Origin of the sequence: Mesorhizobium sp. M7A.F.Ca.US.011.01.1.1 (assembly GCF_003998295.1) — a bacterium.
In the GTDB taxonomy this organism is placed as follows: Bacteria; Pseudomonadota; Alphaproteobacteria; order Rhizobiales; family Rhizobiaceae; genus Mesorhizobium.
Genome location: NZ_RZRT01000069.1, coordinates 1 through 26,994, shown reverse-complemented (window position 1 = coordinate 26,994; position 26,994 = coordinate 1). Strand labels below are relative to the sequence as shown.

General features: G+C 60.9%; 25 protein-coding genes and 1 pseudogene. 12 read left to right on the top strand and 14 right to left on the bottom strand.

Annotated features, from left to right (window positions below; genetic code table 11):
- Positions 1-499: 499 nt before the first annotated feature.
- Complete coding sequence (locus EOA13_RS32530) at positions 500-1,639, bottom strand: porin (RefSeq protein WP_063169258.1); 1,140 nt, start codon at positions 1,637-1,639, stop codon at positions 500-502.
- A gap of 681 nt (positions 1,640-2,320) precedes the next feature.
- Between EOA13_RS32530 and EOA13_RS32525 the strand changes: the two genes are divergently transcribed.
- Together EOA13_RS32525 and hemN are read left to right on the top strand one after the other, a co-directional pair.
- Entirely contained in the window at positions 2,321-2,677 is a 357-nt protein-coding gene (locus EOA13_RS32525; protein ID WP_024505577.1) for a hypothetical protein, read from the top strand.
- A gap of 464 nt (positions 2,678-3,141) precedes the next feature.
- A pseudogene (gene hemN, locus EOA13_RS32520) lies at positions 3,142-4,468 on the top strand (oxygen-independent coproporphyrinogen III oxidase).
- 234 nt (positions 4,469-4,702) lie between these two features.
- Here the strand turns inward: hemN and EOA13_RS32515 are convergent.
- The 10 genes from EOA13_RS32515 to EOA13_RS32470 form a co-directional block, all read right to left on the bottom strand.
- Positions 4,703-6,346 carry an MFS transporter gene (locus EOA13_RS32515; protein ID WP_063169257.1) on the bottom strand — a complete coding sequence of 548 codons (1,644 nt, stop codon included), beginning with the start codon at positions 6,344-6,346 and terminating at the stop codon, positions 4,703-4,705.
- A 173-nt stretch (positions 6,347-6,519) separates the two neighbouring features.
- Positions 6,520-7,503, bottom strand: a complete 984-nt coding sequence (locus tag EOA13_RS32510) for a beta-ketoacyl-ACP synthase III (RefSeq protein ID WP_063169256.1) — start codon at positions 7,501-7,503, stop codon at positions 6,520-6,522.
- Positions 7,500-8,765 (bottom strand): adenosylmethionine--8-amino-7-oxononanoate transaminase, encoded by a 1,266-nt coding sequence (locus EOA13_RS32505; protein WP_063169255.1) that lies wholly within the window; start codon positions 8,763-8,765, stop codon positions 7,500-7,502. The genes EOA13_RS32510 and EOA13_RS32505 overlap by 4 nt, the downstream gene beginning before the upstream one ends.
- Positions 8,765-9,400 (bottom strand): dethiobiotin synthase, encoded by a 636-nt coding sequence (gene bioD / locus EOA13_RS32500; RefSeq protein ID WP_063169254.1) that lies wholly within the window; start codon positions 9,398-9,400, stop codon positions 8,765-8,767. The genes EOA13_RS32505 and bioD overlap by 1 nt, the downstream gene beginning before the upstream one ends.
- Complete coding sequence (locus tag EOA13_RS32495; protein ID WP_024505572.1) at positions 9,397-10,536, bottom strand: 8-amino-7-oxononanoate synthase; 1,140 nt, start codon at positions 10,534-10,536, stop codon at positions 9,397-9,399. Before EOA13_RS32495 ends, bioD begins: the two co-directional genes overlap by 4 nt.
- Positions 10,533-11,501 (bottom strand): biotin synthase BioB, encoded by a 969-nt coding sequence (gene bioB / locus EOA13_RS32490; protein WP_245490545.1) that lies wholly within the window; start codon positions 11,499-11,501, stop codon positions 10,533-10,535. The genes EOA13_RS32495 and bioB overlap by 4 nt, the downstream gene beginning before the upstream one ends.
- Positions 11,502-11,675: 174 nt before the next feature.
- Positions 11,676-12,557: a carboxylating nicotinate-nucleotide diphosphorylase gene (nadC, locus tag EOA13_RS32485; protein WP_063169252.1), complete on the bottom strand. Its 882-nt coding sequence runs from the start codon at positions 12,555-12,557 to the stop codon at positions 11,676-11,678.
- 1 nt (position 12,558) lies between these two features.
- Positions 12,559-14,100 carry an L-aspartate oxidase gene (locus tag EOA13_RS32480; protein ID WP_063169251.1) on the bottom strand — a complete coding sequence of 514 codons (1,542 nt, stop codon included), beginning with the start codon at positions 14,098-14,100 and terminating at the stop codon, positions 12,559-12,561.
- Positions 14,097-15,071: a quinolinate synthase NadA gene (gene nadA / locus EOA13_RS32475; protein WP_063169250.1), complete on the bottom strand. Its 975-nt coding sequence runs from the start codon at positions 15,069-15,071 to the stop codon at positions 14,097-14,099. The genes EOA13_RS32480 and nadA overlap by 4 nt, the downstream gene beginning before the upstream one ends.
- A 62-nt stretch (positions 15,072-15,133) precedes the next feature.
- Entirely contained in the window at positions 15,134-16,096 is a 963-nt protein-coding gene (locus EOA13_RS32470) for a membrane protein (RefSeq protein ID WP_024505567.1), read from the bottom strand.
- A 171-nt stretch (positions 16,097-16,267) separates the two neighbouring features.
- Here EOA13_RS32470 and panB point away from each other — a divergent pair, with 171 nt between their 5' ends.
- From panB to EOA13_RS32450, 4 genes are all read left to right on the top strand, one after another.
- Complete coding sequence (panB, locus tag EOA13_RS32465) at positions 16,268-17,104, top strand: 3-methyl-2-oxobutanoate hydroxymethyltransferase (protein WP_063169249.1); 837 nt, start codon at positions 16,268-16,270, stop codon at positions 17,102-17,104.
- Positions 17,101-18,009: a pantoate--beta-alanine ligase gene (gene panC, locus EOA13_RS32460; protein WP_063169248.1), complete on the top strand. Its 909-nt coding sequence runs from the start codon at positions 17,101-17,103 to the stop codon at positions 18,007-18,009. The genes panB and panC overlap by 4 nt, the downstream gene beginning before the upstream one ends.
- Positions 18,010-18,107: 98 nt before the next feature.
- On the top strand, positions 18,108-18,827 hold the full coding sequence (locus EOA13_RS32455) for a LuxR family transcriptional regulator (RefSeq protein ID WP_063169247.1): 720 nt from the start codon (positions 18,108-18,110) through the stop codon (positions 18,825-18,827).
- A gap of 92 nt (positions 18,828-18,919) precedes the next feature.
- Positions 18,920-19,552, top strand: coding sequence for an acyl-homoserine-lactone synthase (locus EOA13_RS32450; protein WP_063169246.1), 633 nt, complete (start codon positions 18,920-18,922; stop codon positions 19,550-19,552).
- 365 nt (positions 19,553-19,917) lie between these two features.
- Here the strand turns inward: EOA13_RS32450 and EOA13_RS39115 are convergent, their stop codons facing one another.
- Complete coding sequence (locus tag EOA13_RS39115; RefSeq protein WP_063169245.1) at positions 19,918-20,166, bottom strand: DUF6074 family protein; 249 nt, start codon at positions 20,164-20,166, stop codon at positions 19,918-19,920.
- Between the two features lie 599 nt (positions 20,167-20,765).
- On the opposite strand from EOA13_RS39115, the gene EOA13_RS32440 reads away from it, so the two are divergent.
- The 3 genes from EOA13_RS32440 (at position 20,766) to EOA13_RS32435 (ending at position 21,783) form a co-directional block, all read left to right on the top strand.
- Positions 20,766-21,236, top strand: a complete 471-nt coding sequence (locus tag EOA13_RS32440; protein WP_224570941.1) for a hypothetical protein — start codon at positions 20,766-20,768, stop codon at positions 21,234-21,236.
- Positions 21,229-21,363: a hypothetical protein gene (locus EOA13_RS39460; RefSeq protein WP_256754986.1), complete on the top strand. Its 135-nt coding sequence runs from the start codon at positions 21,229-21,231 to the stop codon at positions 21,361-21,363. Before EOA13_RS32440 ends, EOA13_RS39460 begins: the two co-directional genes overlap by 8 nt.
- A 174-nt stretch (positions 21,364-21,537) precedes the next feature.
- Complete coding sequence (locus EOA13_RS32435; RefSeq protein ID WP_063169243.1) at positions 21,538-21,783, top strand: hypothetical protein; 246 nt, start codon at positions 21,538-21,540, stop codon at positions 21,781-21,783.
- A 189-nt stretch (positions 21,784-21,972) separates the two neighbouring features.
- Here the strand turns inward: EOA13_RS32435 and EOA13_RS32430 are convergent, their stop codons facing one another.
- Complete coding sequence (locus tag EOA13_RS32430; RefSeq protein WP_024505560.1) at positions 21,973-22,362, bottom strand: hypothetical protein; 390 nt, start codon at positions 22,360-22,362, stop codon at positions 21,973-21,975.
- A 706-nt stretch (positions 22,363-23,068) separates the two neighbouring features.
- On the opposite strand from EOA13_RS32430, the gene EOA13_RS32425 reads away from it, so the two are divergent.
- From EOA13_RS32425 to EOA13_RS32415, 3 genes are all read left to right on the top strand, one after another.
- Positions 23,069-24,283, top strand: a complete 1,215-nt coding sequence (locus EOA13_RS32425; protein ID WP_210326676.1) for a cation:dicarboxylase symporter family transporter — start codon at positions 23,069-23,071, stop codon at positions 24,281-24,283.
- A gap of 150 nt (positions 24,284-24,433) precedes the next feature.
- The gene (locus EOA13_RS39110) at positions 24,434-24,739 is read left to right on the top strand and encodes a thioredoxin domain-containing protein (RefSeq protein ID WP_126057771.1); all 306 of its coding nucleotides are present in this window, start codon (positions 24,434-24,436) and stop codon (positions 24,737-24,739) included.
- 732 nt (positions 24,740-25,471) lie between these two features.
- Positions 25,472-26,473, top strand: coding sequence for a zincin-like metallopeptidase domain-containing protein (locus EOA13_RS32415; protein ID WP_063169241.1), 1,002 nt, complete (start codon positions 25,472-25,474; stop codon positions 26,471-26,473).
- A gap of 157 nt (positions 26,474-26,630) precedes the next feature.
- Here the strand turns inward: EOA13_RS32415 and EOA13_RS32410 are convergent.
- A partial coding sequence (locus EOA13_RS32410; protein WP_281040883.1) for a TCP-1/cpn60 chaperonin family protein occupies positions 26,631-26,994 on the bottom strand: 364 nt, incomplete at its 5' end.

Below are 26,994 nucleotides of genomic sequence, written 5' to 3'. Positions count from 1 at the left end.
ACGCAGCGGTGTGAGACGGGCATTCTTGTGGATGTTCATTCGGACCCTCCGATGGATGCTGAAGCGTGGTAACTCCAGTCTCCTCGGTCCGGTCCGAATGGACAACCTCTCGAAAGCTCACACCTAGGATGGGTGCTGCCACGCGGCTCGGACTCAGCGTGCATTATCACGTAAATGTTGAGAGAATGAATGGCGCCGCGAAGGGCAATTCCAGCCGTCCAAAGCGACAGGCGTGTCGCGGCCTCGACATTGCAGTGGCGCTTACCTAACACGGCCTCACACTGCCCTCTAAACGGCCCCGAATTTGAACTGACGGCCCCTGGCCGGTTCATCGGGCAGGTCAAGGGCTAGGTGTAGTACACAGGGCTCATAACTTTCAGTTTCTAGTTGGTACGATGGGCCGTGGACGGTCGATGCAGACTTCAAGATGGCGAACGAAGCTCTCCATGCGTGCGTTGTCGAGGCAAGTGCCTTTGCCATGCTCGCGACTGGAGAGATTTCAAAATGAGCCTTGTAAGCGGAGAATGCCGCCGACGCTGTTCGGCTTGCTCGTGCCCTTGACGGCGGTAGGCTCGGCAGGGCCGAGGCCAGAGTTGCCGTAGTGGTCGTAATCGACCTCGGCTGTGACCGTGAAGCCGGGAACGACCATGTAGGCGACGTTTGCAGCCACACCAGCATCCTTGAGCTGATCACCCGAGACCTGAAGGTTGAACGAAGTTTTCTCGTCAAACTCGTAGGTGGCGCCCGCCCAGAAAGCCCACTGGCCGTTCCAGATTTTGTACGAGCCGCGCCCATGATTGGCAATTGCGCCGTTTGAGTCCTCGTTGAGACTGGCATTGGAACCGTAGCCGAAGAGTCCAAACAGCGACAGCTGGTTTGTGACAGCGACGTCGACGCGGATCTTGCCGGCAAAAGCTTCGTAATTGCTGTCATAAGCCGCGACGCCGATGATCGAGCCCCAGCCTTGCGTGTATTTCAAGCCGGCGACAACGTGCGGAATATAGCTGTCGATAGTACCGGCTGAGCCCGATCCTTGTTCGAGCGAAATCACAGTCGAAATGCCGTTGCCGGCGTCGAAGTGGTACTGAGCCACGTTGGTGTCGAAGCCGGCCGACGGAACGAGCATACTATCGAGAACGTTGCCAGCGTAGCTTGCAAACGTATCGAAGGCCGACCCCTCCTTGCCAACTCGCAGGCCTCCCAGCTCGACCCAGGCAGAAGCCAGTGCGAGGCCGCTGTTGAAATCATAGTTCTGAGGACTGTCATGCGAGTTAGCGCTGTTGCCAAAATTCACCTGGGTTTCGGTATAGGTCGTCAACGCGCCGAGCTCGGTCTGCTGGCCGGTCCAAGTTTTGAACGTGAAGCGTGTGCTGTTTCGCCAAGTGCCTTGGTCCTCGCCAGTTCTCACGTCCGAGGTTCTTGCGCTGTCATACGATCGGACGTCACCCAGGCCGATATCGTAACGGACATAGCCGCCGATGCGCAGGCAGGTCTCGGTGTTGGGAATATAGGAATATCCCGAGCCGAGGACGTCGCAGATCTTGATGTACTCGGCCGGTTCCCGCTCGGCGCCAGCTGCTCGACCGACGGAAATGGTCATCAGAGCAGTTAAGCCGAGAAGAGGACTCTTGATGTACATGTCTAGATCTCCATGAAGGAATAAAAAGGATAGAGGCGAAAGAGCAAGCTTTTCCTCTAAATTTTGTGCGTGTTGTCTCCAATATGTGGACGCCAAAGCGCTTGACACGAGAGGTGAGCCAGCGTAAAAGCCACATGTACTTATAATAGTGTTTTCTGCTAGGAGATTCATTATCGTTTACATGTGAAACACTCCGGTCGGACCGCTGCAGCTCTCCGAATAGAGCAGCAAGCGACATGCCAACCTGAAGCGTAGATGCGGCCGACACCAAAATCGGGCCGACGCGCCTTCGTCTCGCTGGAATCACTTTTTTTGAGGGTCACTGCGAAAAGAAATGTGCGACACGGTTCGCCATGTTCGATATGTGACAGTCTCGTTTAACAGCGACGGCTTCCCGTCTGACCGCAACGGAGGCCGCGCCATCCGCTACCGAGAAGGATCACTGCGCGTACGCTCCGCAAGGGCTGCGCCAGGAACAGAGGGCGTGCACGTCCGAGGCGTCGCATGGTGGCCGCAGCACCTTTTCGCCGCTGTAAGTTCGCCGTGCAGGTACATTGCGCGGCCGGAAGCGAGAGGGAGCGCACCCTGAAACGGCTGCCTACGGCTCGCCTCGAGTAATTGGCGATGAACAGTATTCTCGAGAACTTAGTCTCGACGGAAAGAGCAACGAAAGGAAGCCGCTTGGACGAGCACGATCCGAAGGAAGAACCGATCGAGACCATTTTCCGCAACGGCACAATCACTGCCGTGGGTATCCTGCTTGCCTTTTCCCTCGGCTTCCTCACTCATTGGGCCGCGAACCCCTTGCCATGGCAACTCTACGATCTGTTCGCCGTAGTGCCGATCCTGCTCGGCATCGCACTGCAGATGAGAGCGCTGTCCATGCTGCTCGACATGAGTTCCTTGCGGCGCCCCATCTACGAACGCGCCAATCGCATTTTCATGGTCGGCCTCATCCAGACCGCGTGTGGCGTCGGCATGGCCATCTTGGTCGATCTTTTCGGGATATCGGTAGGGGGCACGCTGCCCGGCGCTTGACGACAAGCCACACCGCTCTTCGCTCGAAGCGACGTCAAGCCGGGGAACCTTGTGCACCCCCTAGCGGCGTCCTCCTTTCATCAAATGAGCCGACGTCAGCTTTAGAGCGTCTCGGTGGCTAAAGCCGGTATGGTTTTTCGGCCGGCAGGGAAGGCCGCTGGCTGGACCTGGATGGCGTCTGAACGAGGCTTGACAGGTCCGTTGCGTCGGACATGAATTTCGCATTGCAAAGTTCTTCCGCAGACGCCTCAAGCACACTGCACTGGCGTCACGTACTCAGACGTTGAATGCGGCACCGCACCATCACCTCAGGCGCAACCATGGCACGCGCGCTCCCCGGCGTGGTTGACCCCATCCTGTCCAAACGAGACTGCGACATAAGCGGGACGCACTGACTTAGGTCAGAGACCAGGACGAGCGCGCAACGAAAGAATGATGGATGAGCGACGTGGGATGACAGCTCCTTGCACACCTCAATCCTGACAAAGTACCGGGACCCCCGGCCGCCTTGGTATACCATCTATCCGACTGTGCCAGACTTCTCTGCGGCAGTTGGTGCTGACGATTATGAGGAATGGCTGGGGGGCCTCCCGGCCGACGAATCGGTGTCGCTCTATTTCCACATTCCGTTTTGCCGATCCATGTGCTGGTATTGCGGCTTCCCTACCGCGGTCATCCGTCGCAACGGCCCGATCCTTAATTATTTAGCGGTGCTGCGTCAGGAGATCAGTTTGGTGTCGGAGCAAGTGCGGCAAGGGCTGCCGGTGAGCGATGTGCATTTCGGCGGCGGAACGCCTCACCTTATCGGGCCAGCCGAGCACTTGGCGCTGATGGAATTTCTACGCCGCCACTTCGCTTTCAGCAAAACTGCTGCGATCGCCGTGGAGATCGATCCCCGAACGTTCACACCGGAAATGGCCGAAGCCCTGGCAGCTAACGGTGTCAACCGCGCGAGCATCGGATGCAGAGCTTTGATCCCGATGTGCAAAGGCGATCAATCGGATCCAGAGTAAGGTGCAGACGGCCGCTGCAGTCCAAAATCTCCGCCGGCATGGCGTTGGCCATATCAACTTCGACCTCATCTTCGGTCTACCGAAACAGACTGTGCAGTCCTGCATCCAGACCGCGATGGCTGCGGTCGCCATGCGCCCCAACCGGCTTGCGGTGTTCGGATACGCGCATATTCCTTCCGTGATAAAGAATCAGCGCCTAATCGAGCAGGCAGGTCTACCGGACGGCGATCTTCGCGCCGAACAGGCTGCAACTGTCGCCGAGACACTGGTTGGCGCTGGCTACCGGGAGATCGGGCTCGATCATTTCGCTCCGCCGGACGACGAACTTGCGCTAGCGCCAGAAGACCGGGCGCCTACGGCGTAATTCGCTGGGATACTCGGCCGATACTTGCAAAACGTGATCGGCTTCGGCGCGTCGGCTATTGGCCGAGTCCGCGAGGGGTATGTTCAGAACGAAGTAACACGGGATTCTTACGCCCGGCACATCGCAAGTGGACGTCTGGCGACATCAAAGGGTCACCGTCTGACCGACGATGACCGGGTGCGCGCAGCGATCATCGAGCGACTGATGTGCGATTTGGAGGCCGACGTGCCGACCATCTGTGCCGCCCACGAAATCGAACCAGCTCGTTTTCTCGATTCAGTTGAGAGTTTGGTGACGCTGGCTGAGGAGGGGATCCTGGACGTCGAAAACGGCTTCATCCGCGTGCGGCCGGAGCACCGCTTTGTTGTTCGCGCCGTTGCTGCTGCATTCGATGCTTTTCTCGCGAATCGATGAGTTGAGGCCACGACGCCGAAAGGCATCAGACCTTGTTTGGCGCTCGTCGGCATGGGCTCTCGCAGAAGACTCCGCAAGCGTATGCAGGGGACTTCCACTTGACGCCGCGTTCACCATCATCTCGCCTGGGTGCGCGCGAAAGCGCACAACCCGGAGCACGCTGCTCTCGGTGTGAGGCTGTGCTCTGCAAAGCACCGGTGATCCACCCTGTCCCTGGACAGCAGCTTGATGGCGTCATCTTGGAGGACGAGAAAAGATTGTCGAGGTACGGGTACGAATTGCCTCGGTCGTCCGTTCAATCGAAAGCACTGTCTGCGGAGGCACCTCTCCTTCATGCAGTGACAGGAGATGCTGGGCGACTTCCTTATCTGCTGCGGTGAGTCGATGATTTAGGCGGAGAAAGTCCATCCAGGTGGGGGTGCGGAATGTCTCCGTCCAAAGTGACGGTGTTTGCAGATTTCGCTGGAGCGTCCAGTTTCGTGCACCGGCACGGCTCTGGACGTGTCGCCGCGTGCGCATGGAGCCCAGAAAGGCCTCGATATTTTCCTCCGATATCAAATACTCGACCTTGGCCACGATAGGGCCACTTCTGGGTTTCAGATCGAGAGCCACGTCCGGCGGATGAAAAACTGAACTTTCTTGATCGGTTTCTTCCCAGGGACGGACCGGCAACACGATCCCCGCTGCTGCAACCAGCAACAGAGCGCCTGCGGCGCCCTCCAATGCTGAGGTCAAGGAATAGTTTTGCGCGACAGAACCCCAGATCCAGCTGCCAGCAGCCATACCGCCTGCGCTCAAGGCGTAGTAAATGGAGAGCGTGCGGCCTACAACCCACCTTGGGCTTGCCAACTGCACCGACACGTCAATGCCCGTCCAGGTGATAAGCCAACCCGCTCCGCCGAGCGCCAGCGAAATGGCCGCCACAGGAAGCGACGATGTAAGGGCAAGGGAGAGGCAACAGACTGCACAAGCCACAGAGGCGAAGGCCACCAGCCTGTTTTGAGACGTGACCTTCCTCAAGAAGCCGTTGCCCATACCCGCGATGAAAGCACCCATGCCGAAGCCGGCCAATAAGATACCGTAGACAATTGGCCCACTCTTCAACTGATCCCGGACGACGAGGGGGAGCAACGCCAGAATGGAGATGCTTGCCAACCCGAAAAGAGCGGCTCGGGCGGTCGCTGCCCTGATCTCCAAAGACATCGCCGTAAAGCGCACTCCGTCATGAATTGCCGTCGTCATTCTCTCACGAGGGAGAGGCGAAGAGCGGACCTCCCATTTGGTGCGCCATATCGCGCTTATGGGCGCCAGATCACTCACCGCAGCCAAGGCGAAAGCGGCCAGCGGCCCAAAGACGGCCAGGATCACGCCCCCCAAGGCTGGACCAACGCTGCGCACAATGTTGTATCCGACGGACATAAGCGTCACTGCGGCCGGAATGTCGCGTTTGTGAAGGATATCGCCGACCGAAGCGTGCCAAGCCGGATCATTCAAGGCAAAGCCGCAGCCGGCCAGGAAACCTAACCCGAGAATCAGCCAAGGACTGACAAATCCCAGACCCACAGAAATCATCAGCGTCGTCGACGCCGATGCTATCAGGCAGTGTCCCGCAAACATCACCCACCGGCGGCTGAAGTTGTCGGCAATGGCTCCGGCGAAAACTGAGAGGAAGAACACCGGCAATGTGGATGCGGCCTGGACGAGTGCCACCATGAGGTCGGACGCTGAAATCGTTGCCATAAGCCAACTGATGGCGACCGTTTGCACTAGCCAACCGAGGCTGGAAATCTGGGTGGCCGCCCAAATTGAGCGAAACACCTTGTTTCGAAATGGGGCGAGCGTCTTTGAAACGGGCGGTTGGGGATTTTCGCTCTGCATGAGGTATTGCTGGCCTTCGATGAGCGCTGCGATTTGAGCAAGCGGGTCGATACTTAGACATCGCGGAGCACCGCACGGACCCCAGCTCTATGGAGCTTGCCGGCGACTATTTGCGTATTGAGCCATTCTCATAGTCTCATTCATGAGCAGTCCTGTGCGCAAGCATTGCTTTGCTAAATTCCCACCACAAGCGCGCCGCCGCTGAGACCCGCACCCGCTGCCGCCAAGAGGACTTTCTCGCCAGGCCGAAACGGCTGCGCCCGATGGGCCAGCGACAATGAGAGCGGGATCGTCGCGGCGGAAGAGTTGCCATATTCGGCGATCGTCTTGACGATCGAGTGATCAGCGATGCCGAGGTTCCTGCCGACCGCGTCGAAAATGCGCGCATTGGCCTGATGCGGCACGAAACGATCGAGGTCTTGCGGCCTCAGTCGGGCAGCAGTGAGCGCATCTCTCGAGCAGGCGGTCATCATCTCCACGGCCTTGCTGAATACTTCACGGCCGTCAGTGATCGTCATCCGTGTCTGCGCGAGGTCGAGGTCGGCATGGAACGGAGTGTTGCTTCCCCCGGCGGGAATCTGGATTAGCCCGTAGCGCGAGCCGTCGGAATCCACCGAAGCGCCGAGAATGCCTCGATCCGGGTCATCGCAAGGACTGATCACCATGGCGCCGGCGGCATCGGCAAACAGCACGGCGCTGGCGCGCTCGGCCAAATTGATGCGGTGGCTGAGGATGTTGGCGGCGATGACAAGGCTCGCTTTGCCGTGCAGGCGGGTGAACCCGTCGGCGAACATCAGCGCATAGATGAAGCCGGCGCAGGCGCCGGTCAGGTCGATCGCTCCGGCGCGGCCTAGCCCCAGCCGATGTGCGACCAGCGGCGCGCTTGGCGGCAGAAGGTGATCGGGCGTCGACGTGGCGAGCAAGAGTAGACCGACGTCGCCGCGGTCGATACCGGCATTGGTCAGCGCCATGTCGCCGGCAGAGGCGGCAAGGCCCGACAGCGTGTCTTCGTCTGTTGCCCAGAAGCGCGAGCGAATTCCGGTGCGCCGCTCGATCCAGCCGGGCTCAAGCCCGAGCCGGTCTTCGATTTCCGGGTTCTCGACCTTGCGCGTCGGCGCATGATGGCCGAAGCCGAGAACGCGCGACGATAGGTTCATGGCCGCGAGCCGAAGCGTTCGCCGGCCTCCTCTATCGCGTCATAGAGCCCGTCCAATTCGTCGCTGGTGATGCAATAGGGCGGCAGAAGATAGAGGACATTGCCGAGCGGGCGCACCAACAGGCCGCGCTCAAGGAAAAAAGCGCGCAGTTTTGGCCCGATCTCGGCCAGATAACCGGCTGAGCCGGTGCGTAGGTCGAGTGCCGCGATGGTGCCGGTTGTCCGGCAGTCGGTGAAATATGGATTGTCCCGGAAGCGTTGCAGCCCCGCGGCCTGCCTCGCGCTCAAGACCGCGATCCGCTCGGCCACCGGCTCGTCACGCCAGATCTCGACATTGGCAAGTGCTGCCGCGCAGGCGATCGGATTGGCGGTGTAGGAGCTCGAATGGAAAAACGTCTTCTTGCGATCCTCCGAAAAGTGAGCGTGGAAGATGGCATCGGTGGCGATCGTGGCGGCCAGCGGGATGGTACCACCGGTCAGACCTTTCGAGGTGCACAAGATGTCGGGCGAGACGGACGCCTGTTCGCAGGCAAACATGGTTCCGGTGCGCCCCCAGCCGGTCATCACTTCATCGGCGATCACGAGCGTGCCGGAGGCTTCGGCGATCCTCTTCAATTCGGCAAGAACCCAGGCCGGATACATCAGCATGCCGCCGGCGCCAAGCACCAGCGGCTCGACGATCAGCGCGGCTGCGCGCCGGTCGCGGCTAACGGCCTCGAACCGATCCAGCGTTTCCTGCTCGCGCCCGGCGGCCGGGAAGGGGATGGTGTCGACCTCGAACAGCAAAGGCTCATAGGCGGCGTTGAAGACGCCACGGGCGCCGACGCTCATCGTGCCGATGGTGTCGCCATGATAGCTGTGCTCCATGACGGCGATGCGCGAACGCGACGCGCCGATGTTACGGAAATAGCCGAGCGCCATCTTCAGCGCGACTTCGACTGAGGTCGAGCCACTGTCGGAATAGAACACCCGGTGGAGGCCGGCGGGTGCGATGCCTACAAGCGCCTCGGCCAGCCGTTCGGCCGGCTCGTGGGTGAAGCCCGCGAAGATGATCTGGTCGAGGCTCGAGGCGGTCGTCTCGATGGCCTTCATGATGCGGGGGTGGCGATGGCCATGGGTGACGACCCACCAGGAAGAAATCGCATCGAGGATGCGGAAGCCGTCGGCCTTGTGGAGATAGGCGCCTTCAGTCAGCACGATTTCAGGGAGCGAGGGCTCTAGCGCGTGCTGCGTGAACGGATGCCAGACTCGAGACTCCGCCATCAGTCGCCTCCGGCAATCATGGCCAGGTCGAAGCCGGAAATCATTGCATCTCTCAACGTTTCACCCGTCAGCGGACCGAGGTGCGGCAGCCTGCCCAGCTGCGGCACGCCGCCGAATTCCACGATTGTCCTTTGTGTATCGGCCACCTCTTCGCCAATGAAGGCAATGCCGATGAGCGGGATGGAGCGGGCTCTCAGGGCCTCGATCGACAACAGCGTATGATTGATGGTGCCAAGCGCGGTGCGGGCGCACAGTATGACCGGCAGCCGCCATTGTTCGAATATGTCAATGAACCTTGTCTGTCGATTGAGCGGCACCATCAGCCCGCCGGCGCCTTCGATGACGAGCGGTGTCGGCAGGACCGGAAATGAAAGATCGTCGGCCTCGATCGCGACGCCGTCGATTTCGGCTGATCGATGCGGCGACAGCGGCATCGTCAGTCGATAGACTTCGGGCAGCACGCGTCCGTCGGGCAAGCCGGAAAGCCGGGCGACGACCTCGCTGTCGGTCTCCTCGTTGAGGCCCGATTGCACCGGCTTCCAGTAGAAGCCGTCGAGCAGCCCGGCAAGTCCGGCCGAAAACACTGTCTTGCCAATTCCAGTGTCTGTTCCGGTGACGACGATGCGTTTGGTCATGCTGTGGCCAACACTCCGACGAGAGCCTCGACCATGGCGGAAATGTCGGCTTCGTCGACGTTGAGAGTCAGCGAAATGCGCAGGCGCGACGTACCCTCAGGCACTGTCGGCGGGCGAATGCCGCGTATGTCGAAGCCGCGTGCCTGCAGTCCTGCCGCCACCGCCATGGTGCGGCTGTTATCGCCGATCACAAGCGGCTGGATCTGCGAGCCGCTGGGCATCACGCCGCAGCGTTCGGCCAATTGCCGGCTCGCGAAAGCGACACGCTCGTGCAACTGAGCACGACGCATAGGCTCGTCAGACAGAATAGTCAGCGCCTCACGTGCCGCGACTGCCATCAGCGGCGATGGTGCGGTCGCATAGATGAATGGCCGGCACCGGTTGATAAGATAGTCGCACAGTGTTCGCGGTCCGGTAACGAGCGCGCCGGATGCGCCAAGCGCCTTGCCGCATGTGTGGAGCGTGACGATGTTGTCGCGGCCTTCATACGCGGCGGCCAGTCCCCGGCCGTCCGGTCCCCAGACGCCGGTGGCATGCGCTTCATCGACGACGATGAATGCCTGGTACCGATCAGCCAGCGCGACCAGGCTCTCCATCGGCGCACGGTCGCCATCCATGCTGTAAAGGCTTTCGAAGGCGATCCACACCCGCCCCATGCCGCCTTCGGCGCGCCAGCGGGTGATTGCGTCCTCGACAGCGTCGACGTCGTTGTGCGCGGCCAGCTTGAACTCAGCGCGCCCGGCCTGGGCACCCTCATGCATGCTGGCATGAGCGAGCTCGTCGAGGACCAGCAGGTCGCCTTTCTGCGGCAGGGCCGTCAGCAGAGCGAAGTTGGCGATATAGCCGCTGCCGAAGAACAGTGCACGCTCGGCTCCGAAAAATGCCGCTGCGTCCGCCTCCAGTTGCTCATGTTCCGGTGCATTGCCGCGCAACAGCCGCGATCCGGTGGCGCCCACTGGCGTGCCCCGCGCAATCGCCGTCGAAACCGCATCGCCCAGTCTTTTGGAGGCGGCAAGTCCGATATAGTCGTTCGACGAGAAGTCGAGCCCGGCGCGCGGTGCGAGCGTCCGCAACCGGTCCTTGCGCCCCAGTCCCCGCAAGGTTGCGTCATAGCGGGCAAGAATTGCCTCCTTCATTGCGTGGCGAGTTCCATAGGCTCAATGCCGAGGCGCCGGAACAGAAGGGTATCCTTGTCCTCGCCGGGATTTCCCGCCGTCAGCAGCGTGTCGCCGACAAAGATCGAATTGGCGCCGGCAAAGAAGCACAGCGCCTGCGTTTCGTCGCTCATCGCCGTCCTGCCGGCGGACAGCCTTACATAGGATTTCGGCATCATCACCCGCGCGAGCGCAACGATGCGGACGAAATCGATCGGATCGATGGCGTCGGCCGCGGCAAGCGGCGTGCCTTCGATGGGAATAAGCATGTTGATCGGCACGCTTTCCGGCGGCTCGGGCAGGTTCGCGAGCGTGACCAGCATGTCGATGCGATCGGTCTTTTCTTCTCCCATCCCGACAATGCCGCCGCAGCAGACTTTCATCCCAACCGCGCGCACGTGCCCAAGCGTTTTCAGCCGGTCGGCAAAAGTCCTGGTTGAAATAACCTCGCCATAGTAGCGCTCAGAGGTATCGATGTTGTGGTTATAGTAGTCGAGACCGGCCTGCTTCAGGCGAGCAGCTTGCTCAAGATCGAGCATGCCGAGCGTCATGCAGGTCTCCATGCCGAGGGCCTTGACGCCCTCAATCATGGCGACCACAACGTCCATGTCGCGCTCCTTGGGACTTCGCCACGCCGCGCCCATGCAATAGCGCGTTGCGCCGCCATCACGCGCCTTGGCCGCTTCGTCGATGACATGCTTGACGTCCACCAGCTTCGACGCCTTCACACCGGTTTCGTAATGCGCAGACTGGCTGCAATAGCCGCAATCTTCGGGGCCCCCGCCGGTCTTGATGCTAAGGAGCCGCGACAGCTGCACTCGGTTTCGATCGAAGTTCTGGCGGTGGATCGTCTGAGCCAGGAACAGCAGATCGTTGAATGGCATGCCGTAGATGGCCTCGGCCTCTTTGCGGTTCCATCGCGGAGGCGTTCCGTCGACCGATTGCATGGTCTGGTTCACGTCGAACTCCGAGTTCATTCCAATCGTCATCGTCAAACCTTTGTTTGCTAGTCCGGTACGCCTTCTTGGCTTTGGGGCGCACTCGCTAAAGGCGAGCTGCGGCACGTCTTTCCAGCACCTCCTACGCCTGCCGAGCTGATGTTGCTCCTCACGCCGTAATCCTCAGTTCAAGTGCTTGCAGATGTTCTGGTGGTCCGGCATGTCCAGGCCGATGTCGAGGATCGGGGCGCTGTGCGTCAGCCAACCCATGGAGATGAGATCGACACCGGTCGCCGCAATCGCCGCCGCCGTTTTCGGCATCACCCGACCGGACGCCTCGGTGATCGTACGGCCATCCACTATAGAAACCGCGCGGGCAAGATCCTCGACCGACATATTGTCGAGCAGCACCGCGTCAACACCAATCGCGAGCGCTGCATCGAGCTGCTTCAGCGTGTCGACCTCGACCTCGACCTTCACCATATGCCCTGCTGCGGCGCGCGCCCGCTCTATTGCTGTGCGCATATCGCCGGCGATCGCGATGTGGTTGTCCTTTATGAGCACGCCGTCATCGAGGCCGAACCGGTGATTGGCACCGCCGCCGACGCGCACGGCGTATTTCTCCAATGCCCGCAGCCCGGGCGTCGTCTTTCGCGTCGATACAATCCTCGCCTTGTGACCGCGCACGGCCTCAACCATGGCCGCTGTGGCAGTGGCAATGCCGCTCAGCCGGCATAAGAAATTGAGGGCCGTGCGTTCGGCCGTGAGCAGGCCTCGTGCGGGTCCGGACAATCTTGCAATGGTTTCCCCGGCCCCAACCTCGCTGCCATCAGGGCGCCAGATCTGGATGTTGATCGCCGGTTCCACGAGAAGGAAGGCATACGAGACCAGATCGAGCCCGGCAACGACGCCCGCCTGCCTCGCTTTGAGCACCAACGTGGCAGTGCAATCATACGGGATAACCGCATCGGTGGTCAGGTCGCCGGATCTGCCCAGGTCTTCGAGGAGCGCAACGCGCACAATCGGTTCGATCAGGGTCGCGGGGAGGGGGGAGAATGAAGTCATATCAAGTGCTCCGTATGGTAGCCCGGCAATCGAGTGCGGCCGCGGCCCGCATTGCGCTGTGCAGTGTCAGCCGTGATGGGCGCACGTTGGCATCGTGGAGCGGGAAATCGGACCGACAGTGCGCGCCTCGACTCTCTTCCCGCCTCAGGGCCGCCGCGGCGATCATCAGTGAGACCAAAGCCGGACCAGAGGCAGCGACACTATTGGCTGCGATCGGCAGCAGGGTCGCCACCGCTTCGCGCATTGCCTCGCCGTCGCGGATGATACCCAGGGCGGCGGAGACAATCGGGCGGACCACGGAAGCGTCTGGTCGTGGAGGGACGAATGTGGAGCATCTGCGCGGTCGCCGGGTATACGACGTGCCGGCAACGCTTTCGGCAACCCAGCTCGCGGTGACCGCCGCTTCGGTGAGCGAGTTGCTGGCCAGGCGGTTGGCGCCGTGCAGGCCGGTACAGGCCACCTCACCGCAGGCCCACAATCCCTCGATGGAGCTGCGGCCGGCGCTGTCTACGGCGACGCCGCCCATGTGATAATGTGCCGCCGGGCGCACCGGGATCAGGTCGGTCGCTGGGTCGATTCCTGCGCTCCGGCACAATTCGGCGATGCCTGGAAAACGCTTGCCAAATCTCGGGCCGAGACTTTGCCGTGCGTCCAGGAATACGCGGCGTCCAACGGCAAGCTGGTGCCAAATGGCGCGCGCTACGACGTCGCGAGGCGCAAGTTCACCGCCAGGTGTGTCGGCGAGGAAGCGCTCTCCTCGCTCATCGATGAGCACCGCGCCTTCGCCACGCACGGCTTCGCTCACCAGCGGCATCGGCCGGCGCGGACCGTCGAGCGCAGTTGGATGGAACTGTATGAATTCCAAGTCGGCGAGTTCCGCCCCCGCCCATGCGGCGAGCGCCAGCCCGTGACCCCATGAGCCAGCGGGGTTTGTCGTGTCGCAAAACAGCCCGCCGACGCCGCCGGTCGCCAGCACCGCGCGACGCGTGGGCAGAGCGAGCGCGCCGGCTCGTCCTGCTGCGACCACGGCGATGACCGACCCGTCCTGCACGACCAGCCGGCGGACCTCCACATTTTCGATAATGGTGATCGAGGCTGTACGCCGAACCGCGGCGACGAGCGCGCGCACCAACTCGCGACCGGTGGCGTCGCCGGCTGCATGCACAATCCGCCGTCGCGAGTGTGCCGCCTCGAGCCCAAGTCGCAACGCGCGGTCAGGGTGCTGGTCGAAGTCGACGCCGAACCTTTGGATCGTCCTAATCGCTTCGGGTGCAGCTCGTACCACTCGCCGCACCGTGGCCTCATCGCAGAGTCCGTCGCCGGCAGCTATCGTGTCGCAAAGGTGAAAATCTGGGCCGTCGTCGCCCCCGAGACTTGCCGCAAGACCGCCCTGGGCAAGTTCACTGCAGGCTCCGGTTCCAAGCGGCGCGTTGGTCAAAAGCACGACCGGTTCCGGCGCCAGATGAAGCGCCGTCATCAGGCCGGCAATGCCGCCGCCGATGACGACCGGCGCCCCCGCGATTTCGCGAACCTCCAGACTCATAGGGAAAGCATGCGCTCGACCGCGCGGCGGGCGGGGCCGGCAATTTCGGGATCAATCCGGACCTCATGCCGGTTCTGCTCGAGTGCGGCGCGAATGTTGGCCAGGTTGATGCGCTTCATGTGCGGGCACAGATTGCATGGGCGAACGAACTCGACGTCGGGATGCGCGACCGCGACGTTGTCGCTCATCGAACATTCGGTCAGAAGGACGACACGCTTCGGTTTCTCACGCTCGACATAATCCGACATCGCCGCGGTCGAGCCGGAGAACTCCGCCTCCGCGACAACGTCTGGTGGGCATTCTGGATGGGCCAGCACGATGACGCCTGGATGGGCATCGCGCAGTTCCCGGATGTCTGCTGCGGTGAAGCGCTCATGCACCTCGCAATGGCCTTTCCAGGCGATGATCTCGACGTCTGTATCGGCTGCCACGTTCCTCGCCAGATATTCGTCCGGGAGCATCAGCACACGCGCCACGCCAAGCGATTCCACCACCGCCTTGGCGTTGCCGGACGTGCAGCAGATGTCGGACTCCGCTTTTACGGCGGCGGAAGTGTTGACGTAAGTAACAACGGGGACCCCCGGATACCGCAGCCGCATTAGCCGCACGTCGTTTGCCGTGATCGATTCGGCCAGCGAGCAGCCGGCGCGGAGATCCGGGATGAGCACGGTCTTGTTCGGATTGAGCAGTTTTGCCGTCTCGGCCATGAAATGAACGCCGGCAACCACGATGATGTCGGCGTCGACCGTCACCGCCTTGTGGGCCAACGCCAGGCTGTCGCCGACGATGTCTGCCACGCAATGAAAAATTTCGGGCGTCTGGTAATTGTGCGCCAGCACCACCGCATTGCGCTCACGCTTCAGCGCTAAGATGGCTTCAATATCGCCGGCGAACGCGGGCCATTCAACGGGTGGGATCACCCGCCGGACACGCTCATACAAGGACGCAGCCATAGGTAACGCCCCAGTCATTGGCGCCTCGATTATATTCGGTTTGACAATAAGGGAATATATCTACCTTGACTATAAGTATGTCAAGCCCGCGCCAGCGGTAATTTTGTCCCGGCGATAGCCCTGTCGTCGAGGACGGCATGCCGGAAGCGATAAAGCTTCGCCGGTCGGCCGCCCGTGTCGAGGGAGGTCTCCCCGGTCTCCTCAACAAGTTCCTGCTGCTCGACCAATCTCCGGAAGTTCGGCTTGTTGATCAGCCTGCCAGCCAAAGCTTCCACGGTTCGCTGCAGTTGCAGCAGCGTGAAGGAAGGCCGCATAAGCTCGAACACGACCGGCCGGTATTTGATCTTCGAACGCAGCCGCGCGATCCCGGTTGCCAGAATACGACGGTGGTCAGCGACCATTGGTTTGCCAGCCGCGGCCGCAATCGCGTCCCTGCCGCCACCGGCCTCCTCAATCAGAGCAGCTTCATAGAGCAACTCGTAGCGTTGGAGCGTGAGTTCCTCGTTCCAATGGCGGTCGTCGAAGCCGAAGGCTATCGCAGCGCGCTGCCGGCGCTCGCGTTGAGTGGTCGGCTCGCTGGCGCCGCCGGCCCACTCAATCAGGCGGGGCCGCAATCTATCGAGCAGCACAGGCGGCGTGCCGAAGCGGTGGTCCTCCCAGGGAAAATATTCGTACCAACTTTGCCAGCCGCACGCGGCCGAGTTCGTTGCCTGTTCCTTCCTGGTCAATGCGAGATAGCTGATTGAGATGACGCGCTGGTGGCGCTCAGTGCCGATGCGATCGCGATCGGCGAAGGTGTAGAGTTGCTCGATGTATCCAAGTGCATGGCCGGTCTGCTGCTCCACCCACCCCCTCAAACCCGACTGCAGTGATCGATGCTCAAGGGCAAAAGGTCCAGAAGGGAGGGTGTCCGCATGACCGACTGTGAGGACACAGGGCTCACTGTCGTTTACGGCGACCACGACGGCAGTCAGGTCCACTTTGGCTTCGTCAGCTTTGACGGCGGCTTTGCCTTTCTTGGTTCTTCTTGTCTGAGGATCCATGTTTGCGAAAGCGGGTTGGCCCAACGGAGCGCCTTAATCGATTGAATGTAACCTTGGAAGCCAGCACGTCAACACCGGAGTACTCAAGCGCTGTTTTTAGCTCTTCGCAGTCGCACAAAAATATGCCAAACGCGACACCCGCTGTTGGTAACGTAAGGGAAGGGGCCTCGGTTGAGCGCGGCTGGTGAGATAAAAGGGATGACTCCTCCAGATATTCGATCGCGAAAAGGCCAGACGCCACTTGTATGCTTGACGGCCTACACCACGCCGGTCGCGAGGCTGCTCGATCGCCACTGCGACATCGTTCTTGTCGGCGACAGCGTCGGCATGGTGCTGCACGGCCTGTCGTCGACGCTGGGGGTCACGCTCGACATGATGATCATGCACGGACAGGCCGTTCGCCGCGGCCTTGAACACGCGCTGATGGTCGTCGACCTGCCCTTCGGTTCCTACGAGGAAAGCCCAGAGCACGCTTTCGGCAACGCTGCGCGCGTGATGGGTGAGACCGGTTGTTCAGCGGTAAAGATCGAGGGCGGCGAGACCATCGCGGAAACCATCCGCTTCCTTACCGCGCGCGGCGTACCTGTCATGGCCCATGTGGGCCTGACGCCGCAGGCGGTAAACACGTTTGGAGGCTATCGTGTGCAGGGCCGGGGAGCCGATGCAGAGCGGATCAGGCGCGACGCCAGGGCGGTAACTGAAGCTGGCGCCTTCTCCTTGGTGCTGGAAAAGATACCGGAGCAGCTTGCACGGCAGATAACCGCCGATATCGACATACCCACCATCGGCATCGGTGCCTCGCCAGCTTGCGACGGCCAGATTCTGGTGAGCCACGATATGCTCGGGCTCTTCACCTCATTTCGGCCGAAGTTCGTCAAACGCTATGCCGAGCTCGGTGAGCAGGCTGAGGCGGCAATCGCCGCTTACGCCACCGATATGCGGAACCGGCACTTTCCGGCGGTCGAACATCTCTATGTCAACGCCTTGAAGGCCGGTGACTTCACATGAGCGTGCCGATCGCTCGAACCGTGAGCGAGCTGCGCGGCGTCGTTGCGCAATGGCGTCGCTCGGGTGCCACGATCGGTATTGTGCCGACCATGGGAGCCTTGCACGACGGGCATCTGAGCCTCGTGCGGAAGGCGCTCGAAAGGGCCGAGCGGGTGATCGTGACGCTGTTCGTAAACCCCAAGCAGTTCAACAGCCCCGCCGACCTGATTGCCTACCCTCGGACGGAAAGCGACGATGCTGCCAAGCTCGCTCTGCTGGGCACGCATCTGCTCTATGTGCCGGACACAGAGGAAATGTACCAGGTGGGCTTCGCCACGGCCGTTTCAGTGTCCGGCATCAGCGAATGCCTTTGCGGCGCATTCCGGCTCGGCCATTTCAATGGCGTGGCGACGGTCGTGGCCAAGCTCTTCCTGCAGGCCGGCGCTGACTTCGCCTTTTTTGGCGAAAAGGATTTTCAGCAACTTCAGCTTGTCAGGCGCTTGGTCCGGGATCTCGACATTCCGATCACTATTGTGCCCTGTCCGACAGTCCGCGAAGCCGATGGTCTTGCGCTATCGTCGCGTAACGTGCGGCTCTCCCCAGCCCAACGCGCCATTGCCCCAAAACTAGCATCGGTCCTGCTCGATACGGCCGAGCGGCTTGCACGCGGCTCCCCCATCCTGCCTACGCTTGATGAAGCGCGTGCAGCAATTCTGGCTGCCGGCTATCGCGAGCTCGAATACCTGGAGCTTCGCGGAGAAACAGACCTGCAATCGTTAGCAAGCCTTGACCGACCGGCACGCTTGCTTGCTGCGGCTTGGCTTGGCGACACGCGGCTCATCGATAACGTCGCAATATCACCCATCGGTAGTTGGTCAGGTGGGCGGAGCTCTCTCCAATCGGAAGCAGCACAGCAATTGCGGTGATGACGGCGGCGCGTCGTATGCCCTGCAGGGACAGGCCATCATTTAGAACCACGTCTCCGTCGGCTTCCAGCAACCTCCGCGAGGTACGCTAAGCGCAGATGCATCGCGTATTTGAAACCTTGGTCGAGCAACTCTCTGCAAGCGTCGATGCCGTCGATCTCCATGAGGCAATGGCGTCCGCCGCAGCCGGGTTCGACTTTCCGCTCTTCGCTTATTTCACCTACCCATCCGCTTCCGGCGACAGGCCGCGATTGATCTCGAATTATCCATCATCATGGACATCACATTACCTGCAACAGCGCTACCACAGCGTGGATCCCGTGATCCTGCGGGGACTGCGGGGCTGGGATACCTTCGACTGGGGTGTGGACCGCGATCACCGTTATTTGCCGACCTCTCAGCAGGAAGTCCTGGAAAAAGCAGCTGAGTTCGGCATTCGCGGCGGACTGACCATGTCGATGCATGATCATCGCGGCCGGTTCGCCGCACTGACCTTCGCCTCCAACGAGGCGCATCCGCCATTTCTGAGGTCGCTGACGCGCTACGAAAAAGCAATGCAACTGGTTGCGATCAACGTTCATATCCATGCCCGGCGCAGGCTCGCCGAAGATTGCGTGGTAGATGGCATAATGCTCACCCGGCGGGAGTTCGAGTGCCTGAAATGGGCGGCGTGCGGCAAGTCGGCCTGGGATATCAGCCAGATTCTCGGTGTCTCGAAACGCACCGTGACCTTCCATCAGGAAAACGCCAAGGCGAAGCTTGGCGTGCGAACCATCAACCAGGCCGTAGTGCGGATGGCTGCTCGGGCGAGATCCTGATCCTCTCCAAGTCTAGCTGTAAAGGTCTACAGGCTGCATTCATGACGGCTTTGCCCTTCGATTGCGTGGACACATCCCGCACGGAGACGACAATGATGCAGCTGATAACACCCGACTGCTACGCCGAGTTTGCGAGCGAACTCAAGGAAATGCACGGACTTAGGTATCGGGTTTTCAAGAAGCGGCTCGATTGGGAAGTGCAGACCGAAGGCGAAATGGAAACGGACTCGTTTGACAGCCTGAACCCCGTCTACCTGCTTCTCAAGGGGTCCGATTGGCGAACTTGCGGCTGCGTCCGCCTTTTGCCGACCACCGGACCGACAATGTTGCGCGATACGTTTCCGACGCTGCTGGATGAGATGGTGGTCCCTGCGAGTGCCGATATCTGGGAGAGTAGTCGTTTCGCGCTCGATCTCCCTGCGACAGCGCCGAAGGCAGCTGGCGGCCTGGCCCAAGCAACCTACGAGCTCTTCGCGGGGATCATCGAATTCGGCTTGGCCAACAATCTCTCCGGGATCGTAACGGTGACAGATACGCGCATCGAAAGGATCCTTCGTCTCGCGACCTGGCCGTTGTCACGTATCGGACAGCCCAAGCAGGTCGGCAACACCGAGGCAGTCGCCGGCTTCCTCGATATTTCCTACGCCAGTCTCTTGCGCATCCGCTGGAGGGGACGCCTCAACGGGCCGGTGTTGTGGCAACCAGTTCTCATCCAATCGGCATAGCGCCTGCGGATGCTCAGCCGTGACTTGAGTTAAGTCTGCTCACGGCCGCCACCGCCGCCGTGAGGGTGAGCGGACCCGCCCCACGAGCTTTCGACTGTTCCGGTCGATTGGCTCGCGCGGCCGGACTTTGGATTTCCGTAGGCGCAACCCGCAGTCCAGCGTGAGCACGCCAAAATGGCGCCCCTCCGCTTCGTCCAAAGAAGCCAACGTGGCTTCTGAGGTCGTCTTAGAATATTGGACCGGCCGCCGTGAGCGATCGCAACCTCAAAGCTTTGCCGGTATGCCGGTTTGGCCGGACCGTCGGCCAGTCGGAGCAGTCCCCCGATAAGGACCCGAGCTGACGCGCGGTCCAACAGCGCCCGAGCCTATGCTTTGTGCATTACCGTTCGGTTGGCCATGTCGTCCAAGACCGCATGAAGAAGGCTTCCAACCTCCTGCGCAGCGAGCTCTGGCGCAATTCCTACATCGGACAATTGAATGAGCATTTTCTTGGCGGCACAGCGCCAGAACGCGCTCGCCGCCTCGCCGTTCTTGGTCTCGAGGGCCTGGGCGATACTTTCGACCAATATACGTCGCCGATGCAGCGGAAATACGCAAATGTTTGATTCATGCATCAATCACCTCACAGATTCAGTTCCACAAAGAAAAACACCGGCGTCTTCAAAAGAGCCCCGCTAGCGCGGTGACGGTTCGCGGCGACATGACGAGTTCCACTTCCCCATCGACAAGCCATTGGGAGATGAGCCGCCGGACCGCATATCCGGGACCGCACATAAGGTGAACCACCATTGCTCATCCGGCTGCATTTTCCTGGGCCGTTCGACGAGGCGTTCCAGCCGAATTGACGTCCAATGACTTGATCTCTGAAAGGGCAGGGCGGTACGAATCACCCGACTGTTCCGCTGCTTACATTCCTGCGAGCTTGTGTATGAACGATTAAAGCGTGCCCGAGCCGTTCTTGGTGGCCGCCGCAGAAGGGAATCATGTCATCCGCTGCCTATCGTAGGCGGCGCGACTTCTAGCATGACTGCACTGCCCCGACAGGGCTTTGCAATCGCGCGTTTCGAAGCCTATGCTTTGGCATCGGCCGGCATTTACTTCGGTGCAGCCGACAGTAAGACGTACGCGCTCTTGCCCCGTTGGAAGAGAGCCTTGCCCGATCCCTCTTTCGCGACCAGGTGCTGAAGCCCTCACCCCGCAGGACTTCGCGCTTTTGCGACCATCGCTGCATCACGTCGAACCGGGCATCAAGGACAAGTTGGAGGTCGCGCATCAGCCGATCAAGAACGTATATTTTCCCGAGAGGGGCATCGCGTCGGTGGTCGCCACCATGACCGGCGGGCGGCAAGGTGAAGTCGGCATTGTCGGCTATGACGGGATGAAAGGAATTGCCGTCATTCTCGGAAAGGAAAGCACTACCTGGCGCCTGCCGGTTGAAAACCTTCGCCCTGCGATTAGCCCGTCGCTTCGCACCTCAGTGCTGGACTATGCCCACGCGTTCCTCGTCCAATCATGCCGGACGGCACTGGTCAATGGCCACTCCAAGGTCGAAGAACGGCTGGCCCGCTGGCAGCTGATGGTCCACGACCGTGCGGAAGGAGATAAGATCCTCCCGACGCATGAATTTCTGGCGACCATGCTCGCGCCCACCGCCCGGGGTCACCACGGCCCTGCAAATGCTTGAGTATCGAGGACTGGTGCACGCCAAGCGCGGCGAGATCACGATCATCGACCGTGCCGGATTGATAAAGCTCACACATGGCGCTTATGACAAGGAGGAGCAGCGTTATTTCGGCCTGGCCGCTGCCTGAAGCATGTCGGTTGAAACGGGTTCAGCCGACGTCTCCTTGCCCCTCACCAGGTCGCCCAAAAGCATCAGCGGTTTTGAACGAATCGCAGCGATTGTCCGCAATCGGACATAGGCTTGAAGGCGGTCGAATTCGTGCCATAAGTCGGGTTGGTCAGGGTTCAGGGAGGAATTCGTCATGACCAATTCGTTTCACACCGTCACCGTCGAAAAAGCCGCAGAAGCCTATGTCCTTTCCAGGGGAAGGGTCCGCTTTCTCTCCATGGCGCAGGCGATCCGCGCCATCCGAACACTAATGCCGGCATGCAAGGCCACCGACCGCGAGTTGGAGGAACTGTTGGCGGCCGCTTCCTTCGTTCATGGCGTGCCCGTCGCCTTCGACACAAAAACAGCCGATGGTGTAGAACCACGGCTGCATTCCTAAGAGGGCATGCCGCGCCATGCAGACTGTCAGAGGGCATTCGTCAGATGGTAGTCCGCTAACTTAACTGCAGAGTCTAAAGGACGTGTTCCAGCATTGCGAACTCACCGATCGCTTTGTTGCCAAAGCTGCCAGCAAGCGATCGCCTCATCCAGCCGTTTGCACCATCTCATCACAGACATCATCGCGATGCTACCTGTCCAGCATATGTCCAGCATTTCGCAAGGCGGCCAGAAGGAGCCTCGCATAGCCTGTGACATCGATCTGGGCCTGCATCGAAAGGGGCATGCTGGTCCAGTTCTCCAACGGTGCAATGAAAGGTGAGAAGGTGCCATTGACAAGGCAACAACAGCTAACAAGGCCCTCTCGGTCCAATGCCACCACACCGATCTTGTCGCCTGGATATCCAATGGCTGCGACTCGCTGGACCTCCAGGTCACCGTCCACCCGCACGTCAAAAAGAAGGCTACCACGGCTCCTCGTGGCTATCTCAGCCGCCTTCTCATCAAAGCTTGAAGAGAGCAAGCGGACGCTTTCCACCGCCATCTGGAAAATCACCAAATCCAGTTCATTCACGGCCATATGGGCATTTCCGCGCAACGGGTGGTGATTGCAATGACACATACTGCTTGTTCACAGATGTCGGTCACGAACGATCATTCGTCGGGTTCCGGTTCCGACCAACGGTGTCGCCACCTGATCGTGCTGCGGTTCGAACCTTCCGAACGCGAGCCGAGCGCGCTATGAGGTTGGAGTCTAGGTCTCGGACCCTGCCTCGCGGCCTGCTCATCTTTGGCAGACCCGTTGCAACGCCGCCGCGATGGCGCAAACGCCAGATGACGCTGATCCATCGCTTGATCGTGAACTGAGCTTCTGAACACCATTGGGACAGCAGGGTGGAAGGGCTTGACCAACGCTGCCCCCGTTTTCCAAGAGGACCCGTCCTCGATTGAATCTTTCGAGCCCCGTGCAGCGCGCAGCCAAATGATGACCATCTGGACCCAGCTCGCAGACCGCAAGGCAAAGAGGGAACCTTCCAGGCAGCCAAGCTGCGTCGACGCAAAGAGCGGCCTTTGGAGTTCCCAGAATCGACCCTTCCATAGTTGCGACAGGCAACCACTGCACGAGTGTGGGAGAGCGAATCGCAAGCATTGCGTGAGGTCCTGCGCGTTTTCCCCTCTTGCTATTTGGCACATCGTTTGCGCCGAAGTGGGCGCAGCGTTCGACCGGAGCACTGCATGGGAGAGGGAGGAGCCCCACCCCGATCCGGTCAAGGAGAGAGACGGTGTTGGTTCCAAGAGTTCCCCGCGCGATCTTAGCGCCCCGCAAGCGCCATTTTGCCCGGACCTACGTGCAGGTACTTGCCGCCATAATCCTGGGTGCCGCAATCGGCTATTTCCATTTGGAGACCGGCCACAGCCTGAAGCCGCTCTGCGATGCCTTCGTCGATGTCGTCAAGATAATCACCGTACCTGTCATCTTCCTGACAATGGCGACCGGCATTGCCGGCATGAGCGATCTGCAGAAGGTCGGCCGAGTTGCCGCCAAGGCGATGGTTTATTTCCTTACCTTCTCGACGCTAGCACTCCTTGTCGGGCTGATTGTCGCGAATATCGTTCAGCCTGGCGCCGGCCTCAACATCGATCCGGCCTCGCTCGATGTCGAAGCCGTTAAGGGCTATGTGGCCACGGCTCACGAGCAGTCCGTGACCAGCTTCCTGATGAACATCATCCCGTCAACGATTGCCAGTGCCTTCGCGGAAGGCGACATCCTGCAAGTCTTGTTCCTCTCGGTCCTGTTCCTCTCGATCCTGTTCGGCGCGGTCTGCCGCTACAACGGCCGCTCGCTCTTCTCTCTCGTCCGATACATCAAGGACGAGCTGCTGCTCGCAATGTCCTCCTCAGAGGCCGCGCTGGCCTCGCTCATGGAGAAGATGGAAAAGGCCGGCGCCACGCATTCGGTCGTGGGTCTCATTCCATTCAATCTGGACGGCACGAATATGATGCTCGCCGCCCTTTTCATCGCCCAAGCGACGAAAACTGATCTCCCGATCGGCTGCCGGATCCTCATGCTGTTTGTCGCATTGTTCCCTTCGAACGGAACAACCCGCATTACCGGTGCAGGCCTCGTCACAATGGCTGCAACGCTCTTTCTTGTTCCGGCCGCACCGGTCACCTCCGTGGGGCTTATTCTTGGCGTCGATCAGCTTATGTCCGAATGCCACGCGCTGACGGTTTTTCTCCGCAGCGTAGCGGCAACGCTGGCTGTCACCCGGTCCGGGGCGAGCGGGATAAACGACGATTCGGGGAGCGCCTCACTAGCGGACCGTTCAGCGCTCTGGCGGTGGACGGTCAAGTCGCCCGGCGTGGTGAACACAATTCCCCGTGCGAACGACGCTCAGCTATTGGGGTGGACCCGATGGCGCAAAGCCGTATTTGAGAAACCGCCAGATCGCACCGGCACCTGTGCGCCTGTAGCAACTGCGGGGCACGATCAAAACTGACCCATTTTACACCAAAAAGGCGGCCGTTGCTGCCACGCCGTCCATGGATTGGAGACTCATGTCTAAGCCGACTGCCATCACTGTCGCAGCTCTTCTTTTACTCCTCGCCTTGCTGGCGAGCCAATATAGCGCGAACCTGCACCGGCAGGCGTGGTCGACCGACAGGCAAAAGTGGAGCGGCGCATTCGACAACGATCTCCTTCGCCAATCGCCGGCAACCCGCAAGGCGATGCCGTTCTGGTCATATTCAATGACTACCACAACTGTCCGCATTGCAGACTGGCTGATATCAACTACCAAAAAGCCTTCAAGCATGAGCCCAATCTGAAGCTTGTGATCAAACAGTTCCCGGTCCTGGGACCGGATTCCCAATTCCCAGCCTTCGCCGCACTCGCCTCGAGAAAACAGGGAAAGTTCGACGAATTCCACCGCGCCCTTATGATTTCCCCCAGTTGAAGGGTCACTCTCAAGATCGCAGCGCGTGTAGGCCTTGACGTTGAGCAGCTCAAGCGGGAATGCAAGATCCGGCCATCGCAGATGAAATGCGCGCGTCCGCGCACTCGCGAAAGGTCTGCACTTAGACGGTACGCCCGCGTTGGTGGTCGGCGATATAGTGGTCGCCGACCTTGTGGACATGGCCAGCTTGCAACGCTTGCATCGCCGATGCGCGCTCAAAGCGTGCTGGCTCTCGTGCGGGGCAGCATCTGTAGACCGGCCACGCTGTTGTTGCCGGAGCGTGCCGTTTGTGGCAGCTGGCTTTGCTGTCGCTCCTCGTAATCTTGTTGCGGTCATCCAGCTGCCGTGGGCGCCAACAACAATCCTGAGCGCCCGCGCCTGAAGTCGCTGGCCGGGTGCTCGTGAACCGAGCCCGCTTTTCTTCGGCAAGCTCAGGCGGTCTTGGCCCTGCGGCATCGCCCCCTGGCGCGGGGCAGCCTTCGGCTGCTGACGGTCGCCGGCCTGTCGGCCGGCGTCTTTCTATTGTGGCCTTCCCCCTGGCGCAGGGTGGGCAGCACTCCCTTCTAGGCCCGCCGCGGCGTCCCGCAACCCTTCGCTTGTCGCTTTCGGGTCCTCCACTCCGTTCCGGTCCTGCTGATGCAGTCCGCCTCCGACGGCGGGCCTTTCCGGTCGCTTTTGCCGCCCACCCCGCTTCCGGGGAGGGCGCGCGATTGTAGAGCGGAGGACATCACGATGCGTGCAAACAACAAACGTTGCGGCAGCCGACAGGCTGGCGCAGACAGCGGCGGGCGCACCGGCGCCAGCCTTTATCAGGAAATCACCGACCGCATCATTGCCGAACTGGAGCGCGGCACCGTGCCATGGGTCAAGCCGTGGGGCAGGGCAAGGACAGGCCTCGGCCTGCCGCGGAATGCGGCCACCCAGCGCCGATATTCCGGCATCAATATCCTGATCCTGTGGGGCGCGGTCATCGAGCGCGGTTTCCCCAGCCAGAACTGGCTCACCTTCCGGCAGGCGCTTTCGCTTGGCGGCAATGTCAGGAAGGGCGAGCACGGCACCACCATCGTTCACGCTGACCGCTTTGTTCCCAAGAACGAAAAGCAACGCGCCGACACCGATGGCGACGAACCGCAGGCGGTGCCCTTCCTGAAGCGCTTCACCGTCTTCAATGTCGCGCAGTGCGATAATCTGCCCGAACATCTTTACGCCGCCGGCGAGCCTCTGCCTGAGCGCGAGATGGTCCCGCAGGCCGAGGCGCTCATTCATGCAACCGGCGCTGATTTTCGCGTCGGCGGCGAGCGCGCCTTCTACATGCCCGGCAGCGACACCATACAGGTGCCGCCGCAGCCGGCTTTCTTCCACCAGATCGACTATTACCGGACCTGCTTTCACGAGCTTGGCCACTGGACCGGCCACCCGAGGCGACTCGCGCGCGACCTGTCCGGCTCCTTCGGGTCCAACACCTATGCGCGCGAGGAACTGGTCGCCGAAATCGCATCAGCCTTCATCTGCAGCAGTCTCGGCATCGAGCCGACCGTGCGCCATGCCGACTACATCGGCTCATGGCTGACGGTTTTGCGCGAGGACAACCGCGCCATCTTCCGCGCCGCAAGCCATGCCTCGAAAGCCGCCGATTTCCTGCTTGGCCGCAATGTCGATGTCGAAGGCGAGGCACATGCCGAAACCGCCTATGGGAGCGCGCAATCCTCACACGCGACCGCCTTGCGCCTCTGATGACGCAAAGCCGCGCGCAACCAACTCGACAGTTCTTTTGAGGTTGCCCTAACGCCGATGGCCGGCGTTGGCGTCGATCGTTCATCGGACCGAGGTTCGCAAAAAAAGAGGGCGGCATTGATGCCGCCCTCTCGTTGCGAAAGCTGCCAGAGCTGGATTAGAAATCCATGCCGCCCATGCCGCCCATGCCGCCGCCGCCCATGCCGCCAGGCATGCCGCCGCCAGCCGACTCCTTCTTCGGAGCCTCCGCGATCATGGCTTCGGTGGTGACCAGCAGGCCGGCGACCGAGGCCGCGTCCTGAAGAGCCGTACGGACAACCTTGACCGGATCGACGATACCCATGGCGATCATGTCGCCATACTCGCCGGTCTGGGCGTTGTAGCCGAAGGTCGCGCCCTTGTTCTCAAGGATCTTGCCGGCAACGATCGATGCTTCCGCACCGGCGTTGGCCGCGATCTGGCGGGCCGGAGCCTGCAGCGCACGACGCACGATGTTGATGCCGGCGGCCTGGTCGGCATTG

Bases quoted from the DNA above. Each gene is read 5' to 3' on its own strand.
- panC (WP_063169248.1), top strand. From the start codon at position 17,101: ATGAGCGTGCCGATCGCTCGAACCGTGAGCGAGCTGCGCGGCGTCGTT.
- nadC (WP_063169252.1), bottom strand. From the start codon at position 12,557: ATGACTTCATTCTCCCCCCTCCCCGCGACCCTGATCGAACCGATTGTG.
- EOA13_RS39115 (WP_063169245.1), bottom strand. From the start codon at position 20,166: ATGCATGAATCAAACATTTGCGTATTTCCGCTGCATCGGCGACGTATA.
- EOA13_RS32470 (WP_024505567.1), bottom strand. From the start codon at position 16,096: ATGGATCCTCAGACAAGAAGAACCAAGAAAGGCAAAGCCGCCGTCAAA.
- EOA13_RS32515 (WP_063169257.1), bottom strand. From the start codon at position 6,346: ATGCAGAGCGAAAATCCCCAACCGCCCGTTTCAAAGACGCTCGCCCCA.
- EOA13_RS39460 (WP_256754986.1), top strand. From the start codon at position 21,229: ATGCTTGAGTATCGAGGACTGGTGCACGCCAAGCGCGGCGAGATCACG.
- bioD (WP_063169254.1), bottom strand. From the start codon at position 9,400: ATGACCAAACGCATCGTCGTCACCGGAACAGACACTGGAATTGGCAAG.
- EOA13_RS32435 (WP_063169243.1), top strand. From the start codon at position 21,538: ATGACCAATTCGTTTCACACCGTCACCGTCGAAAAAGCCGCAGAAGCC.
- EOA13_RS32505 (WP_063169255.1), bottom strand. From the start codon at position 8,765: ATGGCGGAGTCTCGAGTCTGGCATCCGTTCACGCAGCACGCGCTAGAG.
- EOA13_RS32510 (WP_063169256.1), bottom strand. From the start codon at position 7,503: ATGAACCTATCGTCGCGCGTTCTCGGCTTCGGCCATCATGCGCCGACG.
- EOA13_RS32530 (WP_063169258.1), bottom strand. From the start codon at position 1,639: ATGTACATCAAGAGTCCTCTTCTCGGCTTAACTGCTCTGATGACCATT.
- EOA13_RS32455 (WP_063169247.1), top strand. From the start codon at position 18,108: ATGCATCGCGTATTTGAAACCTTGGTCGAGCAACTCTCTGCAAGCGTC.
- EOA13_RS32415 (WP_063169241.1), top strand. From the start codon at position 25,472: ATGCGTGCAAACAACAAACGTTGCGGCAGCCGACAGGCTGGCGCAGAC.
- EOA13_RS32430 (WP_024505560.1), bottom strand. From the start codon at position 22,362: ATGGCCGTGAATGAACTGGATTTGGTGATTTTCCAGATGGCGGTGGAA.
- EOA13_RS32495 (WP_024505572.1), bottom strand. From the start codon at position 10,536: ATGAAGGAGGCAATTCTTGCCCGCTATGACGCAACCTTGCGGGGACTG.
- EOA13_RS32450 (WP_063169246.1), top strand. From the start codon at position 18,920: ATGATGCAGCTGATAACACCCGACTGCTACGCCGAGTTTGCGAGCGAA.
- EOA13_RS32480 (WP_063169251.1), bottom strand. From the start codon at position 14,100: ATGAGTCTGGAGGTTCGCGAAATCGCGGGGGCGCCGGTCGTCATCGGC.
- nadA (WP_063169250.1), bottom strand. From the start codon at position 15,071: ATGACTGGGGCGTTACCTATGGCTGCGTCCTTGTATGAGCGTGTCCGG.
- bioB (WP_245490545.1), bottom strand. From the start codon at position 11,501: ATGCAATCGGTCGACGGAACGCCTCCGCGATGGAACCGCAAAGAGGCC.